Origin of the sequence: Alteromonas sp. KUL49 (assembly GCF_006538345.1) — a bacterium.
Lineage (GTDB): Bacteria > Pseudomonadota > Gammaproteobacteria > Enterobacterales > Alteromonadaceae > Alteromonas.
The window spans coordinates 155,425-177,256 of sequence record NZ_BJKL01000003.1; the positions used below are offsets into that span (position 1 = coordinate 155,425).

A 21,832-nucleotide genomic window follows, 5' to 3' on the forward strand; every position below is an offset into this window, starting at 1 on the left:
GATCTGCGTGGGTACAATACCTTGTACCCATAGCGCGCTAGCTGTTTAACAATAATAGTGATAATGAGGTTAGAATGACCAAGTCTGAACTGATTGAACGGCTGGCGGATCAAGCGCGTCACGTTCCTGCGAAAGAACTAGAGCTGGCTATTAAAGAAATGCTTGAGCAAATGGCTCAAACGCTTCAAAAAGGTGACCGTATTGAAATTCGTGGTTTTGGAAGTTTTTCACTTCACTACCGCGCGCCAAGAGTAGGCCGCAATCCTAAAACTGGAGAAACGGTTAAATTGGATGGTAAGTACGTTCCGCACTTTAAGCCAGGTAAAGAACTGAGAGAACGTGTAGACGCTTCAATCGCATAGTTAATAAAAAGCCGCATTTATTGCGGCTTTTTTAATGCCTCTTAACAAATAGTTTACTGAGTCGCAACTAAACTATTGACTTGAACAACCATCGTTTTATATTGGTATTGTAGAAGTGATGTATCAGTATAAGTAAGAATGGCAGCTGGCGAAGAAGAAAATATAATAAAGCAATACCAGCCACTCATTAGAGCGCTAATTCCCTACGAGCAACAGAATCGATTGCTAGAGGGTATCAATAAATTCTCCAAGCGTTTACCAAGCCAAGTGCGAAAGGTGGTTAAAGATGAAGTCGTTCGATTGACTTCGCTTACAGACGCGCCTGCAGATAATTCGGCATTCGCACAATTTCCTGTTATGAAGTTTAAGCACCGTGGCGTTCAAATGCGCTTAGATAAAGTGGGTGCTGAAATTCTCAAAAACGAGACATCGCTTTATCAAGACCGATACACCGTGGGTGTTTTCGAGTCGATAATGAATTCCGATTTTTATCAGACCCAGATAAAAAAGGACCAGTTCAAAAAAATCGTCGATGCCTTTAAGGTCGAAAGTCAATCTTTTACTGATATCGACTTCGGCGAAGATATCGCTATAAAACCAAATTTTACTGTATCTTCCAGCGAGTTCGACAAGGGACGTCATTGTCCGGTAACCGCGTTGGCCTACGACTCCATGTCAGTAGAAACCAAGCGACCTCCTGCAAGTAGTATCGGTGATAAAGTTTCTTTTTGTTTACCAGAAGCTTTGGGCTCTTCCTATGAAAACACCGAAATAGAATTTGTTCTCGAAGGCATTAAATTTAACAAAGCTATGGGTAAGTACGAATCTTATTTTGCTTTAGCTGAGAGCACCCCAGATCAAGTAAAAGTCTTATTACAGAACTACATTAAAACCAGTGCGTACAAGCAACCGCTCCAGCGCGATCTAGAAATTGAACGAACGCTACAAGACCTAGAACGAGACAGAATACTAGAAAACTGTCCGTGGCTACCGGTTTTTGCTTCCCTAAAATCAAAAGAACGTCGACCTCTAATTGCACTTTTTACTCGAACCAGCGTAGAGCAGAATAAAACCAAAGCATTACTTGATAGCCTATCCGGAAAGCAATTCTTCTCATCACTTACCAGTGAATTGGGAACATACGGTGAAGCTTATGTGTTTCAGGGCAATGTTAAAACAAAATCCGGCGAGGTGTCGGTAACTGTGACTCACAGGCAATTATTAGAAGCCGGCCAATTAAGCGCAATTGTCTATTTATTAGCAAGAACTGGCGATTTTGTTTGTACTCAATGTCGACTTGATTCAATTACTCCCGAGGATAAAGATAAAGCGTTTGCGATTCATGACGTTTCAGCTGACGACAATGAAAATTTAAATGAAATCAGCCATGTTATTTATTGTAGGGAAGTAACCTCGCATATTGAGAATCTGACACTGTTAGAAAAGTGTGATTTTAAACCTTTATCTAAGAATTTCAGAACGAGTTCAGACAAACACCATATTGATTTTGTGATGGAAGAGGCCCTTGATCGCCGCGCTGAAACTCGCTACGTAATGGATAAAGCGGCATCGGTAAAACTCGGTCTTTTATCAACCGTCGATGTACGCGTTAAAGATCTGTCTGCAAGCGGTATGAAAATTTTCGTGCCCACTGCATGCGATATGCAAGACGAGATTCGAGTGTCCATTCCTGATTTCAAAATTAAAAGCGAACGTTATAAAGTCATCGATTACAATACTGAGAGTGGCGTCGCACGCTTGTCCTTGGTTAATGGGGGTAAGAAATCAAAGACAGCCAGTCAGGTTGATGCCATGGTTGAAGTTAACTCGGCATACTTTAAGCTTCGTGATGTCGCTAGGATTCAAAGGGCAACTCATAGGTTTTTGTGGGAACTTGCGGTAAGGCACCTGCCATCGCTTTCAGTGCTGTGTGTTATCAATCGTCATATTTTGGATAGGTTGAAAACCGTTTACCAGAGTGACGCTTCTGATGATCTGTATCCCTTCTCACGTACCCAAAACATTACTCCACTCCATGGTTTTTTCGCTGACAAAGCAGAGACTAAACCCAAGTCAAAAATGTTGGAGAGTATGTTTTCTGGCGAAATTGATAGCAGCCTAGTGGTGCACTGTATACGTAATTCAGATAAGCGTTTGGTGTTTATCAAAGAACAAGATTTCATGGCGAGCAAGCTGCGTGGACAAATCCAAAATCAACTCGAAGATAATAAGGTCCAAGTGAGCGCGACTGACGTTGTAGCCGTAAGATGCAACGGAGCCACAACACCATTAACTAAGAAGCGCTTCGCACAGCTATCTAAAGTCGACAAGACCATGTACAACAAATTGTATGCGATGCAAGAGGGGTACACTCACTGTATCTTTGTCACTAATATCTCAGTACTCCACCACGATTTAGTCTTGGCTAAATTGATTCAAAAGCCAACAAACCCATCAGACAAGAAAAAAAGCGTCGCTTAGTCGTAAGATTGCACCAAATCCTGAACAAAGTCTCGAATCGTGATACCATCATCATATAAATGCTTATTTGTGTAATTGCTTTAAGGATGAGACATTGAGAGTTATTGGGCTGGTATTGGTTACTGTTTTTTTGATTTTTGTGGCATTGTTAATCGGGTCCAAAAATCAACAGATTGTTACTGTAAACTATCTGATTGCTCAGGCGAATCTCACTCTTTCCACTATAATAGCCATAACCTTATCCATCGGTGTTGCTATTGGAATATTGCTTATATCAGTCAGCTGGTTGTCTTTACGCGTTAAGCTTATTGCTGCCCGTGCAAAGTTAGAAAAACTTTCGAAAGACCAATAATATGCTCGAGTTGCTGTTTTTACTTTTGCCTGTAGCTGCAGGCTACGGTTGGGTAATGGGACGCAATAGTGTTCGTCAGGCGCAGCGCAAACAATCAAGTATCCTTTCAAAACATTATTATAAGGGCTTGAACTTCCTCTTATCAGACCAACCGGATAAAGCCGTTGATACGCTGATAAAAATAATCGACGTCAACAGTGATACTGTAGAGACCCATATTGCCATGGGAAACTTTTTTCGTCATAGAGGAGAGATCGACCGCGCGATCAGGATTCATCAGAATATAGTAAGCCAAGACGAAGTTATCCCAGAGCAAAAGGAAATTGCCCTTAAAGCGCTTGGTCAAGATTACATGCAAGCGGGGTTTTTAGAGCGAGCTGAAAATACCTTTTTGCGGCTGCTCGACAGCGATAAACACTTTTTGTACGCACAACAGCAACTCTTCTCTATTTATCAAACAATGAAGGAATGGGAGAAAGCCATCGGGCTAGCTGAGCGCATGGTAAGCTGTCACGGCGACAATGATGAACTTAATGCACGGTTAGCGCATTTGTACTGCGAACAGTCAATCTTAGAGCTAGGCAAAGAAAACCACACTAATGCGCTAGACTTGCTACAAAAAGCTGTAAATGCTGACGAAAAAGCGGTTAGACCTTGGTTAATGTTGGGTGAACTCGCGTTAGACCAACGTCGTTTCGACGAGGCTATTGCCTATTTTACGCAAGTTGCAGAAAGAGACATTACTTGGTTCAGTGAAGCAGTTCCACACCTAGAAAAGATTGCCGAGGAAACGGGAGATTGGGAGGCTTTTGAAAAGAACCTTTCAGACCATTGGCAGGAGTGCGCAACGTCCTATTTAGCCATGGTTGATGTTCTGCTTACAAAGGGCGATAACGACAAGGCGGCTGACTATTTACTCAAGCAATTAAAGAATCGACCAACCATGCGCGGATTTAAAACGCTCATGGGTTTATATATCGATAAAATTGAAGATAAGGCCTCAGCAGAGAGCCTAAGGTTGTTGAAAGCTCTGGTTGAAGACCAAATGAAGCAAAGACCGACGTACCGTTGTCAGCGCTGTGGTTTTTCGGGGCGCAAGTTATATTGGTTATGTCCATCGTGTAAAACGTGGGACGGCGTTAAACCTATTAAAGGCTTAGATGGAGAATAAATCTGTTATGCAAGACGCGCGAGTCATCGTAGCTTTAGACTACGATAACAAAAATGACGCATTGGCTTTTATTGAAAAGCTAGACCCAGCTATCTGTAAATTAAAAGTGGGCAAGGAAATGTTCACTTTATTCGGACCAGAATTTGTGAAGGTACTCATTGCAAAAGGATTTGATGTATTCCTAGATCTAAAGTTTCACGATATTCCGAATACTGTTGCTAAGGCATGCAAGGCCGCTGCGGAATTGGGTGTGTGGATGGTTAATGTACATGCGTCTGGGGGTAGGCCAATGATGGAAGCGGCGAAAGCGGCGATTGCTAACAGTAGCCACCCTTCAACGAAACTGATTGCAGTTACTGTATTGACCAGCATGGACCAAGAGCAATTGAGTGATGTGATTGATGGAGTAACTCCAGCCCAACAGGTTAAGCGTTTAGCGTCGCTAACCAAAGCTGCGGGCCTTGACGGTGTTGTGTGTTCTGCACAAGAAGCGCAGTTATTACGTTCAGAATTGGGTGAGGGTTTCTTACTCGTGACGCCTGGAATTAGACCTTTAGGTAGTGACAAGGGTGATCAAAAGCGGGTAATGACACCGCCTGATGCTATGCGGGATGGTGTGAGTTATTTGGTGATGGGACGTCCTATCACTAAAGCGGATGATCCCCTTACAGTGTTACGAGCGGTCAACGCATCAATTGCATAAAAAAACGGAAGCATGAGCTTCCGTTTTTCGTTTAAAACCGGACTATTAACCGTTTAGCGCTTCTGTTGCCGGTGTATAAGTCAGGTCTAGTTCGTCGCCCAATGCATCAACTACCGCTTTGTATGTCACTTTTCCTTCATGAACATTCAAACCGTTAAGAAGGTGTGGATCTTCCAACATGGCTTTTGCTGGGCCTTTATTGGCGAGCGCTAAACCAAAAGGTAGTGTTGCATTGTTCAGTGCCATTGTAGAAGTACGCGCTACACCACCTGGCATGTTTGCTACACAGTAATGTACAACGTCGTCAACAATGTACACAGGCTCTTGGTGTGTCGTTGCTTTTGACGTCGCGAAACAACCGCCTTGGTCAATCGCTACATCAACAAGTACTGAGCCTGGCTTCATAGCCTTGATTTGTTCGCCGTTAAGTAACTTAGGCGCTGCTGCACCTGGAATAAGTACTGCACCTACGACTAAGTCAGCATTTGACGAGTAATGCTCAATGGCGTCAACTGTGGAATATACAGTTTTTACTTGGCCTGCAAAAATGTCGTCTAGTTCTCTAAGACGAGGAAGTGAGCGGTCTAGTATAGTAACGTCTGCACCTAAACCCAGTGCCATCTTCGCTGCATTCGTGCCAACAACACCGCCACCGATCACGAGTACTTTGCCCGGTGCTACGCCAGGAACGCCACCTAAGAGTGTGCCGCTACCGCCATGGGCTTTTTCAAGGAAATGTGCGCCAGCTTGTACAGACATTCTGCCAGCAACTTCACTCATTGGCGCCAACAGAGGTAGACCACCTCGACTATCAGTCACGGTTTCGTAAGCAATACAGGTTGCACCAGACTCAACGAGAAGTTGGGTCTGCACAGGATCGGGCGCTAAGTGAAGGTAGGTGTAAAGCGTTTGACCCTTGCGGAGCATTTTACATTCGTTGGGTTGTGGCTCTTTGACTTTGACGATCATTTCGGCTTTTTCGAAAATGATCTCTGGCGTGCTCTCTATGGAAGCTCCTGCTGCAATATACATCTCGTCACTGAAGCCTATAGCATCGCCAGCTAAGGTCTCAACGATTACGTGGTGACCATGACTAACAAATTCTTTTACCGCTGCTGGCGTTAGTCCAACGCGATACTCGTGATTCTTTATCTCTTTAGGTACACCGATGATCATGCTTTAACCTTCTAATTGTTACGTGAGTACAAACATCATATTCATACTAGTCACGATGGGTTTATTTGAGAGGTCAAAGTATAGGACAACTACAAAAGAAGTTTTTGCTGTATTGGGGTGATGTGCGATATATTATTTTGTATATAATGTTAATTGCAAAATATCATATGCTAGTAAAAACGCCTAAAAATCTCGACAGAATTGACCGGAATATACTTATCGAGTTGCAGAAGAATGGCCGTATTTCTAATGTAGAACTTGCTAAAAGTGTAGGACTTAGTGCTAGCCCATGTCTGGAAAGGGTAAAAAGACTGGAGGCTCAGGGTTACATTAAAGGGTATCACGCTCTTGTCGATCCAGAAAAATTGGGTGCTGCAATGTTGGTCTTTGTCGAAATAACGCTGACAAAGACATCAGTTGATATATTTGAAGAATTTTCTGCGGCAGTTAAACTGCACGACGATATCCAAGAATGTCATTTGGTGTCGGGTAATTTTGATTTTTTGTTGAAGGCTCGAGTTGCAGATATGTCCAGCTATCGAAAGCTGCTTGGTGATACTTTATTGAGACTACCCGGCGTCAGCGAGTCAAGAACCTACGTTGTTATGGAAGAAGTGAAAAGTACAACAGCATTACACATTAATCGAAAGTAATAGAATCCTTGGCTCTGTGTTAGCGTTTTGGTACGCTGTGCATATAACCAGTGGTTAAAAATAATAAAGTGAGCAAAGCGACGACTTCTGGCGCTACAAAAACAACAGCTCACACCAATAGTCTCAGTAATGGTGAGATTAACGTAATAATTAAAAAAAGTGATTTAGGGCTATGGCGCGACTAACAGGAGTTCAGCGATTGTGGGAAGCAGGTATGATATTCGCCTGCGTTTTCGCATTTTTTCTTTTGCTGGCACTCGTTTCATTTCATCCTGGCGATCCGGGCTGGAGTCAGGCAGGTTTACAATTAGATATTCACAACTGGGTGGGTTCGACAGGTGCGTGGTCTGCGGACCTGCTTCTTGTGACTTTCGGATACATTGCCTATGTCATGCCTTTCATTGCCGCATTCGTAGGATGGTTTCTTTTTCAACACGTTAAAACTCTCGAAGAACTCGATTACCTTACAATAGGACTAAGAATAATCGGTAGTCTATTGTTGTTACTCGGTGCAGCAGGCATCGCAAGTATTAACTTTGACGACGTTTTCAATTTTTCTGCGGGAGGCGTGGTAGGAGAGATCATTAGCTCTGCGTTAATACCTTATTTCAATACCGCTGGCACTATTCTGTTATTACTGTGTTTTTTCTGCACAGGCTTTACGCTACTCACAGGTATTAGCTGGCTCACCATTGTAGATAAGCTAGGTGAGTCGACGCTCTGGAGCGTCAAAAAGCTACTGGCATTACCAATGATGCTTATCAACCAGCTTAAACAGTCTATTGCGCTCAATAAAGAAAAGGTGGTAGCACCAACTCAGGCTATCGATATTACGAGCATGAGAGCTGAACCCGAAGAAGAAAGCTCAACTGAACACTCTGAAAAAACAGGGCCGACGAGAAATGAACCTGTGTTTTCGTCAGAGGCCAGTGAAAGTGACGAATCAGAAGCAGGCGCTAAGCCTTTTTACGTTTACAGTGATCCTGAAGACGAACAAATCGAGGATGATACACCGCCATTTGTGGTTGATACCGACGCAAAAATAGTCCGACAAGAACCACAAATAAACATAGAATCTGAAAGAAAACCAGAGCCGATAATTAACGACTCTGACAATGAGGTTAGTGAAGATGAGGAGGAAGTCATCGCTGATACCTCCCTCAATGACGATGCTCTACCCATTGTGACTGATAGTGAAATCAGTGAGGGTAGGGGAGAGCCTCTATCAGAAATGCCATCGTTCGAACTATTGGATCGTGCAGACAAACACGAGAACCCGCTAACTGAAGAAGAAATTGAAGGTATTTCTCGTTTGGTCGAGGAAAAACTCGCCGATTTCAACATTGAGGCATCGGTGGTGGGTGTTTATCCGGGCCCTGTAATTACTCGTTTTGAGCTGGATTTAGCTCCGGGTGTAAAGGTGAGTAAAATTACCAGTTTGGCAAAAGACCTGGCTAGGGCAATGTCTGCTATCTCGGTACGCGTGGTTGAGGTTATTCCCGGAAAGTCAGTTATTGGACTTGAGTTACCAAATAAAAAGCGGGAAATGGTACGACTTAGCGAAGTCATTTCCTGTGATACCTTCCAATCAAATAAATCTGGTCTCACTATGGTTCTAGGGGCTGATATCTCAGGTAAACCTGTTGTGGTTGACCTTGCGAAAATGCCTCATTTATTAGTCGCAGGTACTACGGGCGCTGGTAAATCCGTTGGGGTGAATGTGATGATCTTGAGCTTACTTTATAAAAGTACGCCAGAAGACGTTCGCATGATTATGATTGACCCCAAAATGCTTGAACTCTCGGTATACGAAGGTATTCCCCACCTGTTAGCTGAAGTCGTCACCGATATGAAAGAAGCTGCCAATGCTTTGCGTTGGTGTGTGGGCGAAATGGAACGCCGCTATCGCTTGATGAGCGCGCTGGGGGTAAGAAATCTTGCGGGCTACAACGCCAAGGTTCTACAAGCTATTGAAGACGGTACACCGATTAAAGATCCGCTGTGGAAAAGTGAACACAGTATGGAGCTTGAAGCGCCAGATTTAGGCAAGCTCCCCAACATTGTGGTTATTGTTGATGAGTTCGCCGACATGATGATGATTGTCGGTAAAAAGGTGGAAGAACTCATTGCGAGAATTGCGCAAAAAGCTCGTGCAGCTGGTATCCATCTAGTGCTTGCTACACAGCGTCCGTCGGTAGATGTTATTACAGGCCTTATAAAAGCTAACATACCCACGCGAATTGCTTTTCAGGTTTCAAGTAAAATTGACTCGAGAACCATACTAGACCAGCAAGGTGCAGAGACTCTGCTAGGTATGGGAGATATGCTTTATCTTCCACCGGGCAGCCCAGTTCCTACCCGCGTTCACGGGGCGTTTGTGGATGATCACGAAGTACATGCCGTAGTAGCCGATTGGAAAAAACGTGGTGAACCAGAATACATTGATGAAATATTGAATGGTGAAGCGTCCGCAGAAATACTGCTCCCTGGTGAACAGCCAGAGGGTGAAGATCAAGAATACGACGCGTTTTATGACGAAGCCGTTGCTTTTGTTACAGAAACCCGAAGAGCGAGTGCGTCCAGTGTGCAGCGCAAATTCAGAATTGGTTACAATCGCGCTGCGAGATTAATGGAACAAATGGAAGCGAGTGGCGTCGTAAGTGCACCGGGGCATAACGGTAACCGAGAGGTCATCGCCCCGCCACCACCAAAGGATTAGTATGAATAAAGTTATTGGGTTTCCATTTTCAGCTGTTGTAAAGGCAATGGCAAAAGGGCTGTTTATTAGTGCGGCTATGGTTAGCACCTGCGCGGTAGCACAAGTTTCAAATATTACAGATACACAAAGCGCTGTGGTGGCTGACAATGTTGCTAAAGATGCCTTAAAAGTTAGTCTGCAAAAAATTTCACAGTTTTCTTCTGAGTTCGTTCAGATTGTATCTGATTATGAGGGAAACATTGTTCATGAGGCGCAAGGCATAATTGCCATGTCTCGCCCGAACAAATTTCGCTGGGAAACCACATTCCCCGACGAAGCGCTGGTTATTGCTGACGGTGAAACTGTGTACAGTATCGATAGTTTTGTTGAGCAAGTTACTTTGCTAGACCAGTCAACCACTATCGCAGACAACCCTATTGTGCTGCTAACATCAAACGATAGTGATGTATGGGATAAATTTGACGTGACGACCATAGCAGGTGACAGCGAAGCCTATTACGTGTTGCCGCAAAATCAGAATGGTCAAATCAAAGGATTGACGATTGCCTTTTCAATAGAGGGCGACCTGAGTTCAATTGTTATGTTGGACGCTCAGCAACAACAAAGTGCTATCTCATTCAATAGTGAGAATAATCGCATTGTATCTCCAGATTTATTCAGTGTTGAAATTCCTGAACATTACATCGTAGACGACCAACGCTAATATGTTCGAAACTAATGCGTTTGCCCCATTGGCATCCCGTATGCGACCTCAGCGAGTGGAAGACTATGTAGGGCAGGAGCATATTCTCGGTGAAGGAAAGCCGCTGAGAAAAATGCTTGATGCTGGCCAATGTCACTCAATGATTTTGTGGGGCCCACCGGGGACTGGAAAAACCACCTTGGCCGAGCTTATTTCTCGTTATGCTAATGCGCATGTCATAAAGCTCTCCGCTGTCACTTCGGGGGTTAAAGATATTCGTGCTGCAATGGACGAAGCCGAGGCGAATGCTGCAATGCAACGTCGAACACTATTGTTCGTCGATGAAGTCCATCGATTTAATAAATCTCAGCAAGACGCATTTTTGCCGTTTGTAGAAGCGGGAACGGTAACCTTCATCGGTGCCACGACTGAAAATCCATCGTTTTCACTAAACAATGCGTTGTTGTCTAGAGTACGTGTTTATGTGCTCAATCTTCTTAATGAGAGTGCTTGTGACGTATTATTGTCCAAAGCGCTTTCAGATTCGCAGGTTGGGTTGGGGGATTTAGCTTTGTCATTATCTGATGACGCTAAGCTTTCGCTTATTGGTGTTAGTGGTGGCGATGGACGGCGACTGCTTATGTATCTAGAGCTTGCCGCCGATTTTGCTTCAGGAAACACGATTGAGGTTTCAGACATTGAACAGGCTGCTGGCGAAAAGATTGCTCAGTACGATAATAAAGGTGATGCGTTCTACGATCTAATCTCAGCTTTTCACAAATCGGTGAGGGGCTCTGACCCGGACGCTGCGCTTTATTGGTACGCTCGAATTCTTGAGGGTGGCGGCGACGCACTCTATGTTGGTCGAAGGTTGCTTGCCATCGCCTCAGAAGATATTGGTAACGCTGACCCAAGAGCGTTGCAATTGTGTGTGGATGCTTGGGATACTTTTCACAGAGTTGGCCCAGCAGAAGGGGAAAGAGCGATAGCGCAAGCAACAGTGTATTGTGCGCTGGCTGCAAAAAGTAATGCGGTCTACCGTGCTTTTAGCCAAGCTCGGGCGTTGGCAAAAAAGACTGGCGACGCACCCGTACCGATGCATTTGAGAAATGCACCTACTTCGATGATGAAATCGATGGATTACGGCAAAGGCTATCGTTATGCTCACGATGAACCCAACGCTTTTGCTGCGGGTGAAACCTATTTTCCAGAAACACTCATTGGTACCCGTTTTTATGAGCCTCAACCTCGGGGGTTAGAAAAAGCATTAGGTGCAAAACGAGATTACCTAGACCAACTCAACGAAATGTCAGAGAAGAAGGACAAATAATGCAGAATGGACTCATTCTTTATGGTTTTATCGCGTTAGGCGGTGCAATTGGCGCATGTCTACGTTATTTTTGTACGTCTACCATGGTTTCAATCTTTGGAAAAAGTTTCCCCTTTGGTACACTTACCGTCAATGTCATTGGGTCATTTGCTCTGGTGATTGTATACGGCTTGATTGAGCGAGGTTTAATCCCTGACTCACCGTATAGAGCGCTTATTGGTGTTGGGTTGTTAGGTGCGTTTACTACTTTCTCAACATTTTCCGTAGAAACGCTTACTTTGATGAATAGCGGACTGTGGTTAAAGGCTATAGCCAATGTAATTCTGAACGTCGGTGCTTGTCTTTTAGCAGGCTGGCTGGCGATGCAATTAATGAAAGGATAATTAAAAACACATGTTAGATCCAAAGTGTTTGCGAAGTGAAATAGAACACACTGCTGAGCTACTAGCCACTCGTGGCTATACATTAGATGTTGAGACTTTCTCAGCATTAGAAGAAAAGCGCAAAGCATTACAAATTAAAACTCAAGACCTGCAAAACGAGCGCAACGTACGAAGTAAGTCGATTGGTAAAGCAAAAGCACAAGGTGAAGACATTGCACCTCTACTCGCTGAAGTGGGGAAACTGGGCGATGATTTGGATGCCGCTAAACACGAGTTATCCGCATTGCTTGAAGAAATTACTACTTTTACTCAAGGGATCCCAAATTTACCTGATGAATCTGTACCTGCGGGTAAAGACGAAGACGATAATCTCGAAATTTCTAAGTGGGGCGAACCTGCGACTTTTGATTTTGATGTAAAAGACCACGTGGATATCGCAGATGGTCTAAGCAATGGATTAGATTTCGAAACCGCAGCTAAGTTGACAGGTTCTCGCTTCGTTGTCATGCGCGGTGATATTGCAAAGCTCAATCGAGCGATTGCTCAATTTATGCTGGATGTTCACACTAACGAACACGGCTATGAAGAAATGTACGTGCCTTATTTGGTTAACGCAGATAGCCTCTATGGTACAGGACAGTTACCCAAGTTTGGTGAAGACCTATTCCACACAAAGCCTGCAACGGAAGAAGGGCAGGGTCTGTCGCTTATTCCAACAGCAGAAGTACCTCTGACTAATATCGCCCGTGGTGAGATTCTTGACGCAAAATCCCTACCGTTAAAAATGACGGCTCATACACCGTGTTTTCGCTCTGAGGCAGGCTCTTATGGTCGTGATACGAGAGGCCTTATTCGTCAACACCAGTTTGATAAGGTTGAGTTAGTTCAATTAGTAAAGCCGGAAGACAGCTTCGATGCACTTGAAGCACTTACAGGGCATGCGGAAGTTATTCTTCAAAAGCTTGGGCTACCCTACAGAAAAGTATTACTTTGTACTGGTGATATGGGCTTTGGCGCGTGCAAAACTTATGATTTAGAAGTTTGGTTGCCGGCACAAAACACCTATCGAGAAATTTCATCATGTTCAAACATGTTGGATTTCCAAGCTCGCAGAATGCAAGCACGCTATAGAAACCCGGAAACTAACAAGCCGGAACTACTGCATACGCTAAACGGTTCAGGCTTGGCCGTTGGCCGTACATTAGTGGCTATTCTAGAGAATTACCAACAGGAAGATGGTAGCGTGCTAGTGCCAGAAGCGTTACAACCGTATATGGGCGGGAAATCGGTTATTACGCCGTAGACTACATAAAAAAGGCAGCATATAAGCTGCCTTTTTTATAAACATCTGGCCGGTTTGGGCAAACCAGCGAGTTTGGTTGCTTGTTTCGCTGGGCCTTTGGGGAATAAACGCTGAAGATATCTGCTATTGCCTTTCTCCGGACCAAAACTTGTTGCCATAGCTTTTACTAATGCACGAATGGCCGGGCTTGTTTCGTACGTTAAGTAAAACTCCCTTACAAACATAACCACTTCCCAATGCGCCTCGGTGAGTTCGATGTTTTCGCTTTTTGCCAGCAATTCGACCATGCCTTTTTCCCACTGGGTATGATCAAGTAAATATCCCGCTTTGTCCGTAGGAATAGCGGTATTGTTATACGTAAATTGGTGTTCGCCTTTACTCATAGTAATGTAATCCCATGATCGTAGCGTTTAAGAAGGGCGGCATACTCCGCGGTAGTAATCAGCGATGCATCGTTTACTGTAATGATATTTCTACTTTTAGCATCTTCTTCAACTACGTAAATAGTTGCATTGGTCAACAACGAAGACAGTGCGCCATAGGTATATGTGCCGTCACCTGCGCACACAACAGCCACCTCGGTTTTCAACGATGCGGTTTGAAGAGTATCCTTTGTAATCTGCGATACATTTGTTTTTGACTGAATAAAGAACACTAGAAGGTCACCGTATGCGTTACACTTTCAAACAAGTCGAGCTTACCTAAAGTATCTAATTGTTGAAGCTCAAGACTTTGTAATAGCTTTTCTGATGGTGAAACATTTAAGTTTTCTAAACTTTTCATGCACACGTAGCATTCTTCGATGTCAAACATGGGCATGACAGAAAGTCGTTTAGCGAAAGTCGACGGGTGATTTTTACTATCCATCAACTGAAATACGCCATCACCTTCAAACAGCACTGCGACCTCATGGCCGTAATTAGTGGCTGCAAGGGCGAAGTCCAAGCCGTCTTGTGCCAGTGCATTTCCAAACGGAGACTGACTAAATCGAATGAGTAGTTTAGACATAGTTCTAGAATGCTTACCGATTAGAATTGAACTACATGATCACAGTCATGCAACAGTGTGAAAAACTCACCTAAGCCAGACTGATTGAATGGCGGAGCAATATGGCTTTGAGTTTCACCTAGCGACTTGGCTTCTTCATCATCCAGTATGCCCCGTTTATTCGCCGCAGTAGTGCATACGATTAATGGAATGGCATATTTAGTTTTCACAGAAGTCCACGACGCTAAGGCGTTGATACTGTTTCCCATCGGGACAAAAAAGCGATTTGCGTGGTGTACGCCTTGGTGAAAGAAAAACACATTACTTACCTCATCTCCGTTATCGTACACGCCATCAATAAAACGTAATACACGGGCTAAAGCATCTCCGCTATCTGGGGTAGATGTGATAACTATTGAATATTTGGCCATAAAAACAAAAACACCCCGCAAGCGGGGTGCCTTAAATCTCTTTACTGATGATTAATCATCGCCACCAAACGCACCTAGAAGGTGAAGGATTGATGTGAAGAGGTTGTAGATGTTTAGGTAAAGTGAAACAGTCGCGCGAATATAGTTAGTTTCACCACCGTGGATAATACGGCTAGTATCAAACAAAATGAAACCAGACATAATGAACACGATTGCTGCGCTAATAGCTAAGCTTACTGCTGGCACTGCAAAGAAAATGTTGGCGATAGCAGCAACAAGTACCACTACAAGACCTACTACTAAAAAACCACCCATGAAAGAAAAGTCTTTTTTGGTAGTTAGTGCGTAACCTGAAAGCGCAAAGAAAACAAGGGCAGTGGCACCCAGTGCTTCCATAATAAGACCTGGGCCAGCAACGCCTAAGTAAAAGTTAAGCGTGTAACCCAAAGAGGCACCCATCAAGCCTGTGAAAGCAAATACCCAATAAATACCAGAAGCAGAGTCAGCTTTTTTCTGAACAACAAAAAGCGTAATTAATGCGCCAATAGTCATGCCCAATGATGCTAGCGGAGAAATACCAACCGCCATTGCAATGCCAGCACACACGGCACTGAACGCCAATGTCATAGCGAGAAGCATGTAAGTATTTTTCAATACTTTATTTGTTTGCAACACAGAAGGTTGTGATGCACTTGTATACATCGTACGTTGATCCATTTTTTATCCCTCCGAAAGGACTGAGTCTATGATCAAAATTAAAAACACATAGGTTAGAATCAGTTCTATGGGTTTTAGTTCCAATTTTCAAGTAGTTTCAGATGAAAATCGATTTAGGTAAAGAAAAATTACCAATAAATGCTTATAAATACAGTGTTTGATGCTTTTGTGTTCACTTGAAACAAAATGTGAATTTTTTCCTTTACAGTCATAAAAATATCATTAAGATACGCATCACTTCTCGGAGAGATGGCAGAGTCCGGCTGAATGCACCTGACTTGAAATCAGGCGAAGGGTCAAACCTTCCGGGGGTTCGAATCCCTCTCTCTCCGCCATATTAAGAAAAGCCCGCACATTGTTGCGGGCTTTTTGCTTTCTGGAAAAAAGTATTCGACTACCTGCCAATTTTGCATTGCAAAATGCAAATTCTGAAAAGCCAATTTTCTCATAACTTATAAAACCACATATATATTATATGTTTACGTTCTTTTGTTAAGTTGGCGCGATAACTGAACTCTCTGTGTTAAACGAGTCCATAAAGAGAGTGATATGAGTAAGTTATTTGGGGTTTATAGAAAAGAGGGGCTGACGCCTACGTTGCGGTCATTCGCCAATAAAATGATGGATGACTGGTGTGACATACCCGATGGGCAGTTAAATCATTACTTTGACAAATGTTTTGGCGTTATTCAAAAAGACTATCAACAGTACCAACAGTCTGGGTGGAATTTTAAACCTTGGGGTGTTGGAGCAATGGCTGGACATTCTGTTGTTAGTAGCGATAGAGAAAAAGACCTCATTTACTTGAGTGATGGTTCGCCACTTAAGGACGATAAGCTAAGAGAAATTGAAGGTAGTTGCTGTCTATTCTCTTACAATAAACATTCAACTACACTTGAGCTTGCTACAGATCCCCTAGGTTTGCGTCCTTTCTATTTCATGGAAGTCGACGGCGGGCTGGTATTTTGTACCGATGTCAAAACCTTCAGCAAACTCAATGTTCACCTTACACCCAACAAAGATGCGCTGTGCGAGTATGCCACGTTAGGGTACTTCCTTCTTGACCATACGCCCTTTAAAGAAGTGCATTGTTCTACCCCTGCACAAAAACTAAAGACAGACGTAGCAGGGAATGTGCAGCTCGATACTTATTTTGATTGGAAGGAGCTAACACAAAGCAAACAATCTGTAGATGATGCTATTTTGGGTATAGATAAAGACTTTAAATCGGTATGCGATCGATACCTTGCTAATGATTCGTCGGTTTTGACTACGCTATCCGGTGGTTTGGACTCTAGGCTTATCGCTTGCGAGTTAAAACGTCGTCAATTAGATATCGTTGGGTTCAATTTTTCTCAAAAAGACACCCAAGACGTATATTGTGCTAAACAATTTTCCGAAGCCAACGAATTAGACATTTCGTTTGTGCAAGTAAAAAACACCCAGTCACTCAGTGTCGAAATGAGGTTAGGGGAGTATTGGAGAGAACAACGCCCTAAAGGGTATGAAAAGGTAGATAGACCCCAGTTATCCTGGTCGGGAAATGGGGGCAGCGTTGGGCTCGGTTACATCTACTTCAGTGATCCTGTTTATCGAGCTGCGCTGACTCAGAATGTGGAGAAGCTGGCCGATGCTTATCTATCACAACAGTTTGCTTGTCTCCCTCAAAGCGTTGTGGTTGATGCTAGAGAATATCAGTCTGTGCTACGTGAAAACATTATCAAAGCGCTAAGTCTCTACAATGGAGTACCTTTAGAAAAGGCGTATTACTTGTTTCTGTTACACAATGACCAGCATCACCACTTAGCCATACCAAACGAAGACATTGATAAGTTTCAAATGGAATTCTGTTTACCAATTTATAGTTGGAAGGTGTTACGCCATATCCTGTCACTCCCCGTGGAGGAAGTTAGACGCCACAAGTTTTACCTAAGATGGTTAAAACAAAGTTATCCCGAAGCGCTTAAGACACCATGGCAGGCTTATCCAGGGCACATACCATGCCCCCATAAAATTCAAGCTAAAGACCAATGGAGTGTGACCAAAGAACAAGGCTTGCCGCTAAACCGAATTGTTGATGTGTGGCAAAAGTCGATGAAGCTACCCGTGAATAACTTTGTCAAACGGAGCAGTTTTACCTTTCTTTGTGTTCTACACTGTTTAAAGGTGAAAAAGTCTACGTCACAAATAAACTTTGTAAACAAGATAGTTTCTTGGCATTAATGTAAAGCATTGCAAGTAAGGGAGTAATTGTATGAAAGGTGTAGTATTTGTTCAGTTCGCTGATTTTATCGAAGAAAACTTCGGCCTATTGTTCTGGGATCAGGTGTTAGAGGTCGTGGATCCGCCCAGTGGAGGTGCATACACAACGGTGGGAACTTATCCCGACGAGGAGTTTCTGTCTTTGCTGTCTCACATATGTGAAGTTAAGCAGCTTGACAGTGGTGATGCGCAGGTTATGTTTGGGCGTTGGCTTTTTGAAAAGTTGCACGCAATTGCGCCGCCAGGCAATAAAGCACAAGGCGACCCGTTTGCTTTTCTTAGACGAGTGCAAGATGTTATTCACGTTGAAGTTAAAAAGCTCAATCAAGATGCTATTCTCCCAGAGTTTCGGTTTATCTCAGAAACAGACACCTGTATGACTATGGAATACATATCACCAAGACATCTGAATCGCTTTTGTGAAGGCTTGATCCTCGGATTGGGTGATTACATGTCCCAACCACTTGAAGTTGTTCACAAGCAAAGTATTCTCAATGGAGACCCAGCGAGTATTTTTGATGTAATAAAGAAAGGGTAGCCAGTTATATGGATGATAAAGACGCACTTGTCGCTGCGTTAATGAAAAAACTCACGAGAGAAAAACGCGCTAGGGAACTTGCCGAAAAGCAGTTGGAGCAGTACTCGTTAGACATTTACAACACCAATACTGAGTTGCAGTCGTCTCTACTGAAGGCCGAGCGTAATCAGACAGAATTGAAGTTCCTGAATGATATATCGTCGGAAATATCCTCAGATACGTCCATCAATGAATTATTCAATAAAACACTGAGTTTAATCTCGACGTTTATGGAATCGAAATACGGTTACTATATTCATGTGTTAGATGGAGAGAAAAAGCTCAGTGGTCAAATAGCACCACCAGATTGCGATGGTAGTCATGCTTCCGCGTTATACCGTCAACTCTCAAGTTTCTTGGATATCGATGTTAAGAACGTATCACATCGTTGGCTAATTAACGTTTTTGAGCATGAGGAGTTTCCTGACATTCACTGGTTGCTTTCTACTGCGGTATCAATCAAGGAAAACGAGGCATTGTGGCTTGTCGTACCTTATCATCAGGACATTCTTGATGAAGAATATTTATACGTCCTAGATACTGCCAGAGCACAACTTAAAACCGGTTTAAACCGAAGGATTAATGAAGCAAAAATACTGACACGAAACAGGGTATTACAAGAGACTATCGCTAATTTAGAAAGCGCGAGAAAGCAGTTAATTCAGTCAGAAAAAATGGCATCTTTAGGTCAATTAGCGGCAGGTGTCGCTCATGAAATTAACAACCCTATTGGTTTTATTCAGTCTAATCTTCAAACGCTTAAAGAGTACACCAAAGATTTACACACCTACTCAGATAAGATAGGAAGTGCGATTGCTGAGAACACTGCTGATGATGGTTTTCATCAATCATTGAAGAAAAAATTAGATATTGATTATATTTTTGACGATGTGGGGGATCTTATTGATTCAAACTTGCAGGGTATTGAACGGGTCTCTGAGATCGTACTCGGCTTGAAAACATTTACCCATGGTGGGAATGAAAAAGAGTTTATCTCTGTAAAAATAAACGAAGTGATCGAACAATCGCTTAAAATAGCGTGGAACTCGATTAAATATGACTATACCTTAAATAACGAGCTAACAGAATTACCCGCAATTCAAGGTAACCCTGGGCAACTCCAGCAAGTATTTATTAATCTGTTTGTTAATGCCATTCAGGCGATGCCAGAGGGCGGTACGCTGAGTATTACCGAAGAGAGACTGTCCAACGCTTTCATTATTAACGTGACCGACACGGGCATGGGTATGGATGAAAAAACGCTCAATCAACTGTTTACTCCGTTTTATACAACTAAGCCTGTAGGAGAGGGCACGGGCCTGGGCCTCTCGATTTCCTACGCCATACTCGAAGCTCATAATGTTGAAGTTAATGTGCGTTCAGAAGTAGACAAAGGAACTACGTTCAGCCTGAAGTTTTTGTTGGATAGTGGGGCATAAGCTTTTTCGCGTTTGATTAATCCGCAGTGGTTTTTGTCGTTCGTTTTACAAACACCGAGACTACTGCTGCGGTTATTGCACCCATCACAATGGCACCAACCATACTTTGAACAACATAACTTTCGTAATTGAAATACCCTTCTGCCTCCTCACGAGTCATTTGTCCGTTGGCCACGACGTATTCGATAATATTAGGGAAATAGTCTGGGGAGATAACATTACTGATAAGCCATTGAGTGAGAGGACTAACGACGCACACAACAACAGCGATTATCAGGCCACTGGTAAAACCTTGGAAGTAAGTCATGTTGCCCTGGTAGTCGGCTTCCCGTTTGTTTCTGAGTGCAAAAACATAAATAGCGATTGCAGGGATCATAATTAGGTTTGTGACATACATATGTAGGTCAATGCGTTCACCATGAAAACCACCCAAACGCTCCAACACCATCCAGCACAAGAGCATGGCGACGAAGATTAGACCCCATTTTACTTCAGTAATAATAGATTTGACTTGCATTGTCTTACCCTTGAAAGCAGTACTGTTAAGCACAGCTTAGAATATTCTTCGCAATGATCCCATGGATTTTTAATCTATTGATGCGGGTGTAGCGAGTTTGGTTTTTTTACGACGGATCGTTTCGATAGCAGCTTTAGAGATAGAGAGCTATTTATTACTCTGAAATCTCAGCGATCTCCATAGATCTGCCTATTCCTTGCAACGCTAATTTAATAGTGATTTTTTTTACAAAAAAAGAGAGGGTTGACCTCTCTTGTTGTAGTGCTTTTACTCAATGATCAGGGTTTTGTCAGCATCATTTGGCTCAATCGTTTTAACGTTGAATTTGAACCTCGTATTCTGTCGTGCTTCATATTGTCTAATGCGTTTAATGGTATCCTCTGAAAACTCATGGCCCTCTACGAGTACCATACGATGTTTTTCTGAAAAGACACCTTCAAGTAACACCATACCGGGCGCTAGCTCCAGACTGGATACCTGTTCCCCATAATGTGCAGAAATCAGTTTGTCGAAATCAGATTCTAGGATATTCACAATCGTAGGATCATAACGTTTAGCTCTCGCTTTTTTGAGCTGAGATAGGGCCGCTTGATAGTCGAGTTTTTCATCGACGATTCGCCCTTCAACCCAGCGCCAAAAATCTCTCGACACTGACAGAATCCTTGCCCCTAAACAGATATCTTGATCACTTCGTTGACCTGGAAAACCCTGACCATCCCAACTTTCATATTGCTGCGTAATAATATCAGTAACGTCACTCAAATGAGCTGCTGGTAATAGTAGTGTGGATGCATCGTTAATTTGTTCAAAATAAGCCTCCCGCTGCTGAATATTCAAGGTTTCGAACGGCTTTAATACATCTTCTGAATCAGCACCTAAAAGACCAATTTCACATAACATCGATGCCATTTGGATCGAACTGACCGCTCTAGCAGGAAGCCCCATTTTCCGAGCAATACTCGATGCTAAACGACTCACCTTGATCGCGTAATCACTACTCAACACATTGTGTATACCGATAAAGTTGAACAAAATTTTAACCGTGTCTTTTCGTTCATCTTCAATGCGTTTAAGCGCGACTTTTATTTGCTTGGTACGCTGTACTACTTTTCCTTCCAGCGCTTGGTTGGCTAGTTTTAGTCGCTTGTTTTTAACCTTGATGAGTGAGTTTAATCGTGCGTTTTCGTCCTTCAACGCAGTGTATTCGATAGCTTCTGTAACTGCGCGAGTAAGTTCGTCGTTACTCCAAGGTTTTTGCAGAAAGCGCTGCACGCTACCGCGGTTGATAGAATCTACAATGCTATTTAAATCGGCAAACCCTGTCAGTATCATTCTGTAGGTATCTGGGCTGTGTTTACACGCCCAAGAAATGAGTTCTGCTCCTGACATTGATGGCATTTTCATGTCTGAAATAAGCACATCTATTTTACATCTGCGCATGATTTCGCAGGCTTTTTCACCACTGTCAGCAGTGAAAACCTCTGCCGGCAGTGGGCGAATCGCACGGAAAAGCGCTTTGATGATTTCAGGTTCATCATCAACAATAAGAATTGTGGGTATTGGCTGATTTTCGTGATTGTAGTTCAT

Annotated in this window: 22 protein-coding genes and 1 tRNA gene; 15 read left to right on the forward strand and 8 right to left on the reverse strand. The window is 43.2% G+C overall.

Going from position 1 to position 21,832, the window contains the following annotated elements; genetic code table 11:
• The first annotated feature begins 74 nt into the window (after positions 1-74).
• The 5 genes from ihfB (at position 75) to pyrF (ending at position 5,069) form a co-directional block, all read left to right on the forward strand.
• Positions 75-362 (forward strand): integration host factor subunit beta, encoded by a 288-nt coding sequence (gene ihfB, locus EYS00_RS06400; RefSeq protein ID WP_130635738.1) that lies wholly within the window; start codon positions 75-77, stop codon positions 360-362.
• 138 nt (positions 363-500) lie between these two features.
• Positions 501-2,843, forward strand: a complete 2,343-nt coding sequence (locus EYS00_RS06405) for a PilZ domain-containing protein (RefSeq protein WP_130635739.1) — start codon at positions 501-503, stop codon at positions 2,841-2,843.
• A gap of 94 nt (positions 2,844-2,937) precedes the next feature.
• Positions 2,938-3,195 (forward strand): lipopolysaccharide assembly protein LapA domain-containing protein, encoded by a 258-nt coding sequence (locus EYS00_RS06410; protein WP_130635740.1) that lies wholly within the window; start codon positions 2,938-2,940, stop codon positions 3,193-3,195.
• 1 nt (position 3,196) lies between these two features.
• Positions 3,197-4,366: a lipopolysaccharide assembly protein LapB gene (gene lapB / locus EYS00_RS06415; RefSeq protein ID WP_130635741.1), complete on the forward strand. Its 1,170-nt coding sequence runs from the start codon at positions 3,197-3,199 to the stop codon at positions 4,364-4,366.
• A 7-nt stretch (positions 4,367-4,373) separates the two neighbouring features.
• Entirely contained in the window at positions 4,374-5,069 is a 696-nt protein-coding gene (gene pyrF, locus EYS00_RS06420) for an orotidine-5'-phosphate decarboxylase (RefSeq protein WP_130635742.1), read from the forward strand.
• Between the two features lie 45 nt (positions 5,070-5,114).
• Here pyrF and ald read toward each other — a convergent pair whose 3' ends face one another.
• Positions 5,115-6,245 (reverse strand): alanine dehydrogenase, encoded by a 1,131-nt coding sequence (gene ald, locus EYS00_RS06425; protein ID WP_130635743.1) that lies wholly within the window; start codon positions 6,243-6,245, stop codon positions 5,115-5,117.
• Positions 6,246-6,412: 167 nt separating this feature from the next.
• Between ald and lrp the strand changes: the two genes are divergently transcribed.
• The 6 genes from lrp (at position 6,413) to serS (ending at position 13,315) form a co-directional block, all read left to right on the forward strand.
• Positions 6,413-6,898: a leucine-responsive transcriptional regulator Lrp gene (lrp, locus tag EYS00_RS06430; RefSeq protein WP_130636016.1), complete on the forward strand. Its 486-nt coding sequence runs from the start codon at positions 6,413-6,415 to the stop codon at positions 6,896-6,898.
• 172 nt (positions 6,899-7,070) lie between these two features.
• On the forward strand, positions 7,071-9,617 hold the full coding sequence (locus EYS00_RS06435; RefSeq protein WP_130635744.1) for a DNA translocase FtsK: 2,547 nt from the start codon (positions 7,071-7,073) through the stop codon (positions 9,615-9,617).
• 1 nt (position 9,618) lies between these two features.
• Positions 9,619-10,320: an outer membrane lipoprotein chaperone LolA gene (gene lolA, locus EYS00_RS06440; RefSeq protein WP_130635745.1), complete on the forward strand. Its 702-nt coding sequence runs from the start codon at positions 9,619-9,621 to the stop codon at positions 10,318-10,320.
• 1 nt (position 10,321) lies between these two features.
• Complete coding sequence (locus tag EYS00_RS06445; RefSeq protein WP_130635746.1) at positions 10,322-11,629, forward strand: replication-associated recombination protein A; 1,308 nt, start codon at positions 10,322-10,324, stop codon at positions 11,627-11,629.
• A complete protein-coding gene (gene crcB, locus EYS00_RS06450; protein WP_130635747.1) occupies positions 11,629-12,012 on the forward strand; it encodes a fluoride efflux transporter CrcB in 384 nt (127 codons plus the stop codon). The genes EYS00_RS06445 and crcB overlap by 1 nt, the downstream gene beginning before the upstream one ends.
• A gap of 10 nt (positions 12,013-12,022) precedes the next feature.
• Positions 12,023-13,315 carry a serine--tRNA ligase gene (gene serS / locus EYS00_RS06455; RefSeq protein ID WP_130635748.1) on the forward strand — a complete coding sequence of 431 codons (1,293 nt, stop codon included), beginning with the start codon at positions 12,023-12,025 and terminating at the stop codon, positions 13,313-13,315.
• A 35-nt stretch (positions 13,316-13,350) separates the two neighbouring features.
• Here the strand turns inward: serS and EYS00_RS06460 are convergent, their stop codons facing one another.
• From EYS00_RS06460 to EYS00_RS06480, 5 genes are read right to left on the reverse strand one after another with little or no spacing between them, the layout of a single operon-like run.
• Positions 13,351-13,698: a TusE/DsrC/DsvC family sulfur relay protein gene (locus EYS00_RS06460; RefSeq protein WP_130635749.1), complete on the reverse strand. Its 348-nt coding sequence runs from the start codon at positions 13,696-13,698 to the stop codon at positions 13,351-13,353.
• Positions 13,695-13,970 carry a hypothetical protein gene (locus EYS00_RS06465; protein ID WP_130635750.1) on the reverse strand — a complete coding sequence of 92 codons (276 nt, stop codon included), beginning with the start codon at positions 13,968-13,970 and terminating at the stop codon, positions 13,695-13,697. The genes EYS00_RS06460 and EYS00_RS06465 overlap by 4 nt, the downstream gene beginning before the upstream one ends.
• A complete protein-coding gene (locus tag EYS00_RS06470) occupies positions 13,970-14,323 on the reverse strand; it encodes a DsrE family protein (RefSeq protein ID WP_130635751.1) in 354 nt (117 codons plus the stop codon). The genes EYS00_RS06465 and EYS00_RS06470 overlap by 1 nt, the downstream gene beginning before the upstream one ends.
• A gap of 20 nt (positions 14,324-14,343) precedes the next feature.
• Positions 14,344-14,733, reverse strand: coding sequence for a sulfurtransferase complex subunit TusD (tusD, locus tag EYS00_RS06475; protein ID WP_130635752.1), 390 nt, complete (start codon positions 14,731-14,733; stop codon positions 14,344-14,346).
• A 51-nt stretch (positions 14,734-14,784) separates the two neighbouring features.
• Positions 14,785-15,450 (reverse strand): Bax inhibitor-1/YccA family protein, encoded by a 666-nt coding sequence (locus EYS00_RS06480; RefSeq protein WP_130635753.1) that lies wholly within the window; start codon positions 15,448-15,450, stop codon positions 14,785-14,787.
• Positions 15,451-15,693: 243 nt separating this feature from the next.
• On the opposite strand from EYS00_RS06480, the gene EYS00_RS06485 reads away from it, so the two are divergent.
• From EYS00_RS06485 to EYS00_RS06500, 4 genes are all read left to right on the forward strand, one after another.
• Positions 15,694-15,785, forward strand: a tRNA-Ser gene (locus EYS00_RS06485).
• 214 nt (positions 15,786-15,999) lie between these two features.
• The gene (locus EYS00_RS06490; protein ID WP_130635754.1) at positions 16,000-17,673 is read left to right on the forward strand and encodes a 7-cyano-7-deazaguanine synthase; all 1,674 of its coding nucleotides are present in this window, start codon (positions 16,000-16,002) and stop codon (positions 17,671-17,673) included.
• Between the two features lie 31 nt (positions 17,674-17,704).
• The gene (locus tag EYS00_RS06495) at positions 17,705-18,250 is read left to right on the forward strand and encodes a heme NO-binding domain-containing protein (RefSeq protein ID WP_130635755.1); all 546 of its coding nucleotides are present in this window, start codon (positions 17,705-17,707) and stop codon (positions 18,248-18,250) included.
• A gap of 8 nt (positions 18,251-18,258) precedes the next feature.
• Positions 18,259-19,728, forward strand: coding sequence for a sensor histidine kinase (locus EYS00_RS06500; protein WP_130635756.1), 1,470 nt, complete (start codon positions 18,259-18,261; stop codon positions 19,726-19,728).
• Between the two features lie 16 nt (positions 19,729-19,744).
• On the opposite strand, the gene EYS00_RS06505 is transcribed toward EYS00_RS06500, so the two are convergent.
• Complete coding sequence (locus EYS00_RS06505; protein ID WP_130635757.1) at positions 19,745-20,245, reverse strand: DUF4199 domain-containing protein; 501 nt, start codon at positions 20,243-20,245, stop codon at positions 19,745-19,747.
• A 267-nt stretch (positions 20,246-20,512) separates the two neighbouring features.
• Complete coding sequence (locus tag EYS00_RS06510) at positions 20,513-21,832, reverse strand: HD domain-containing phosphohydrolase (RefSeq protein WP_130635758.1); 1,320 nt, start codon at positions 21,830-21,832, stop codon at positions 20,513-20,515.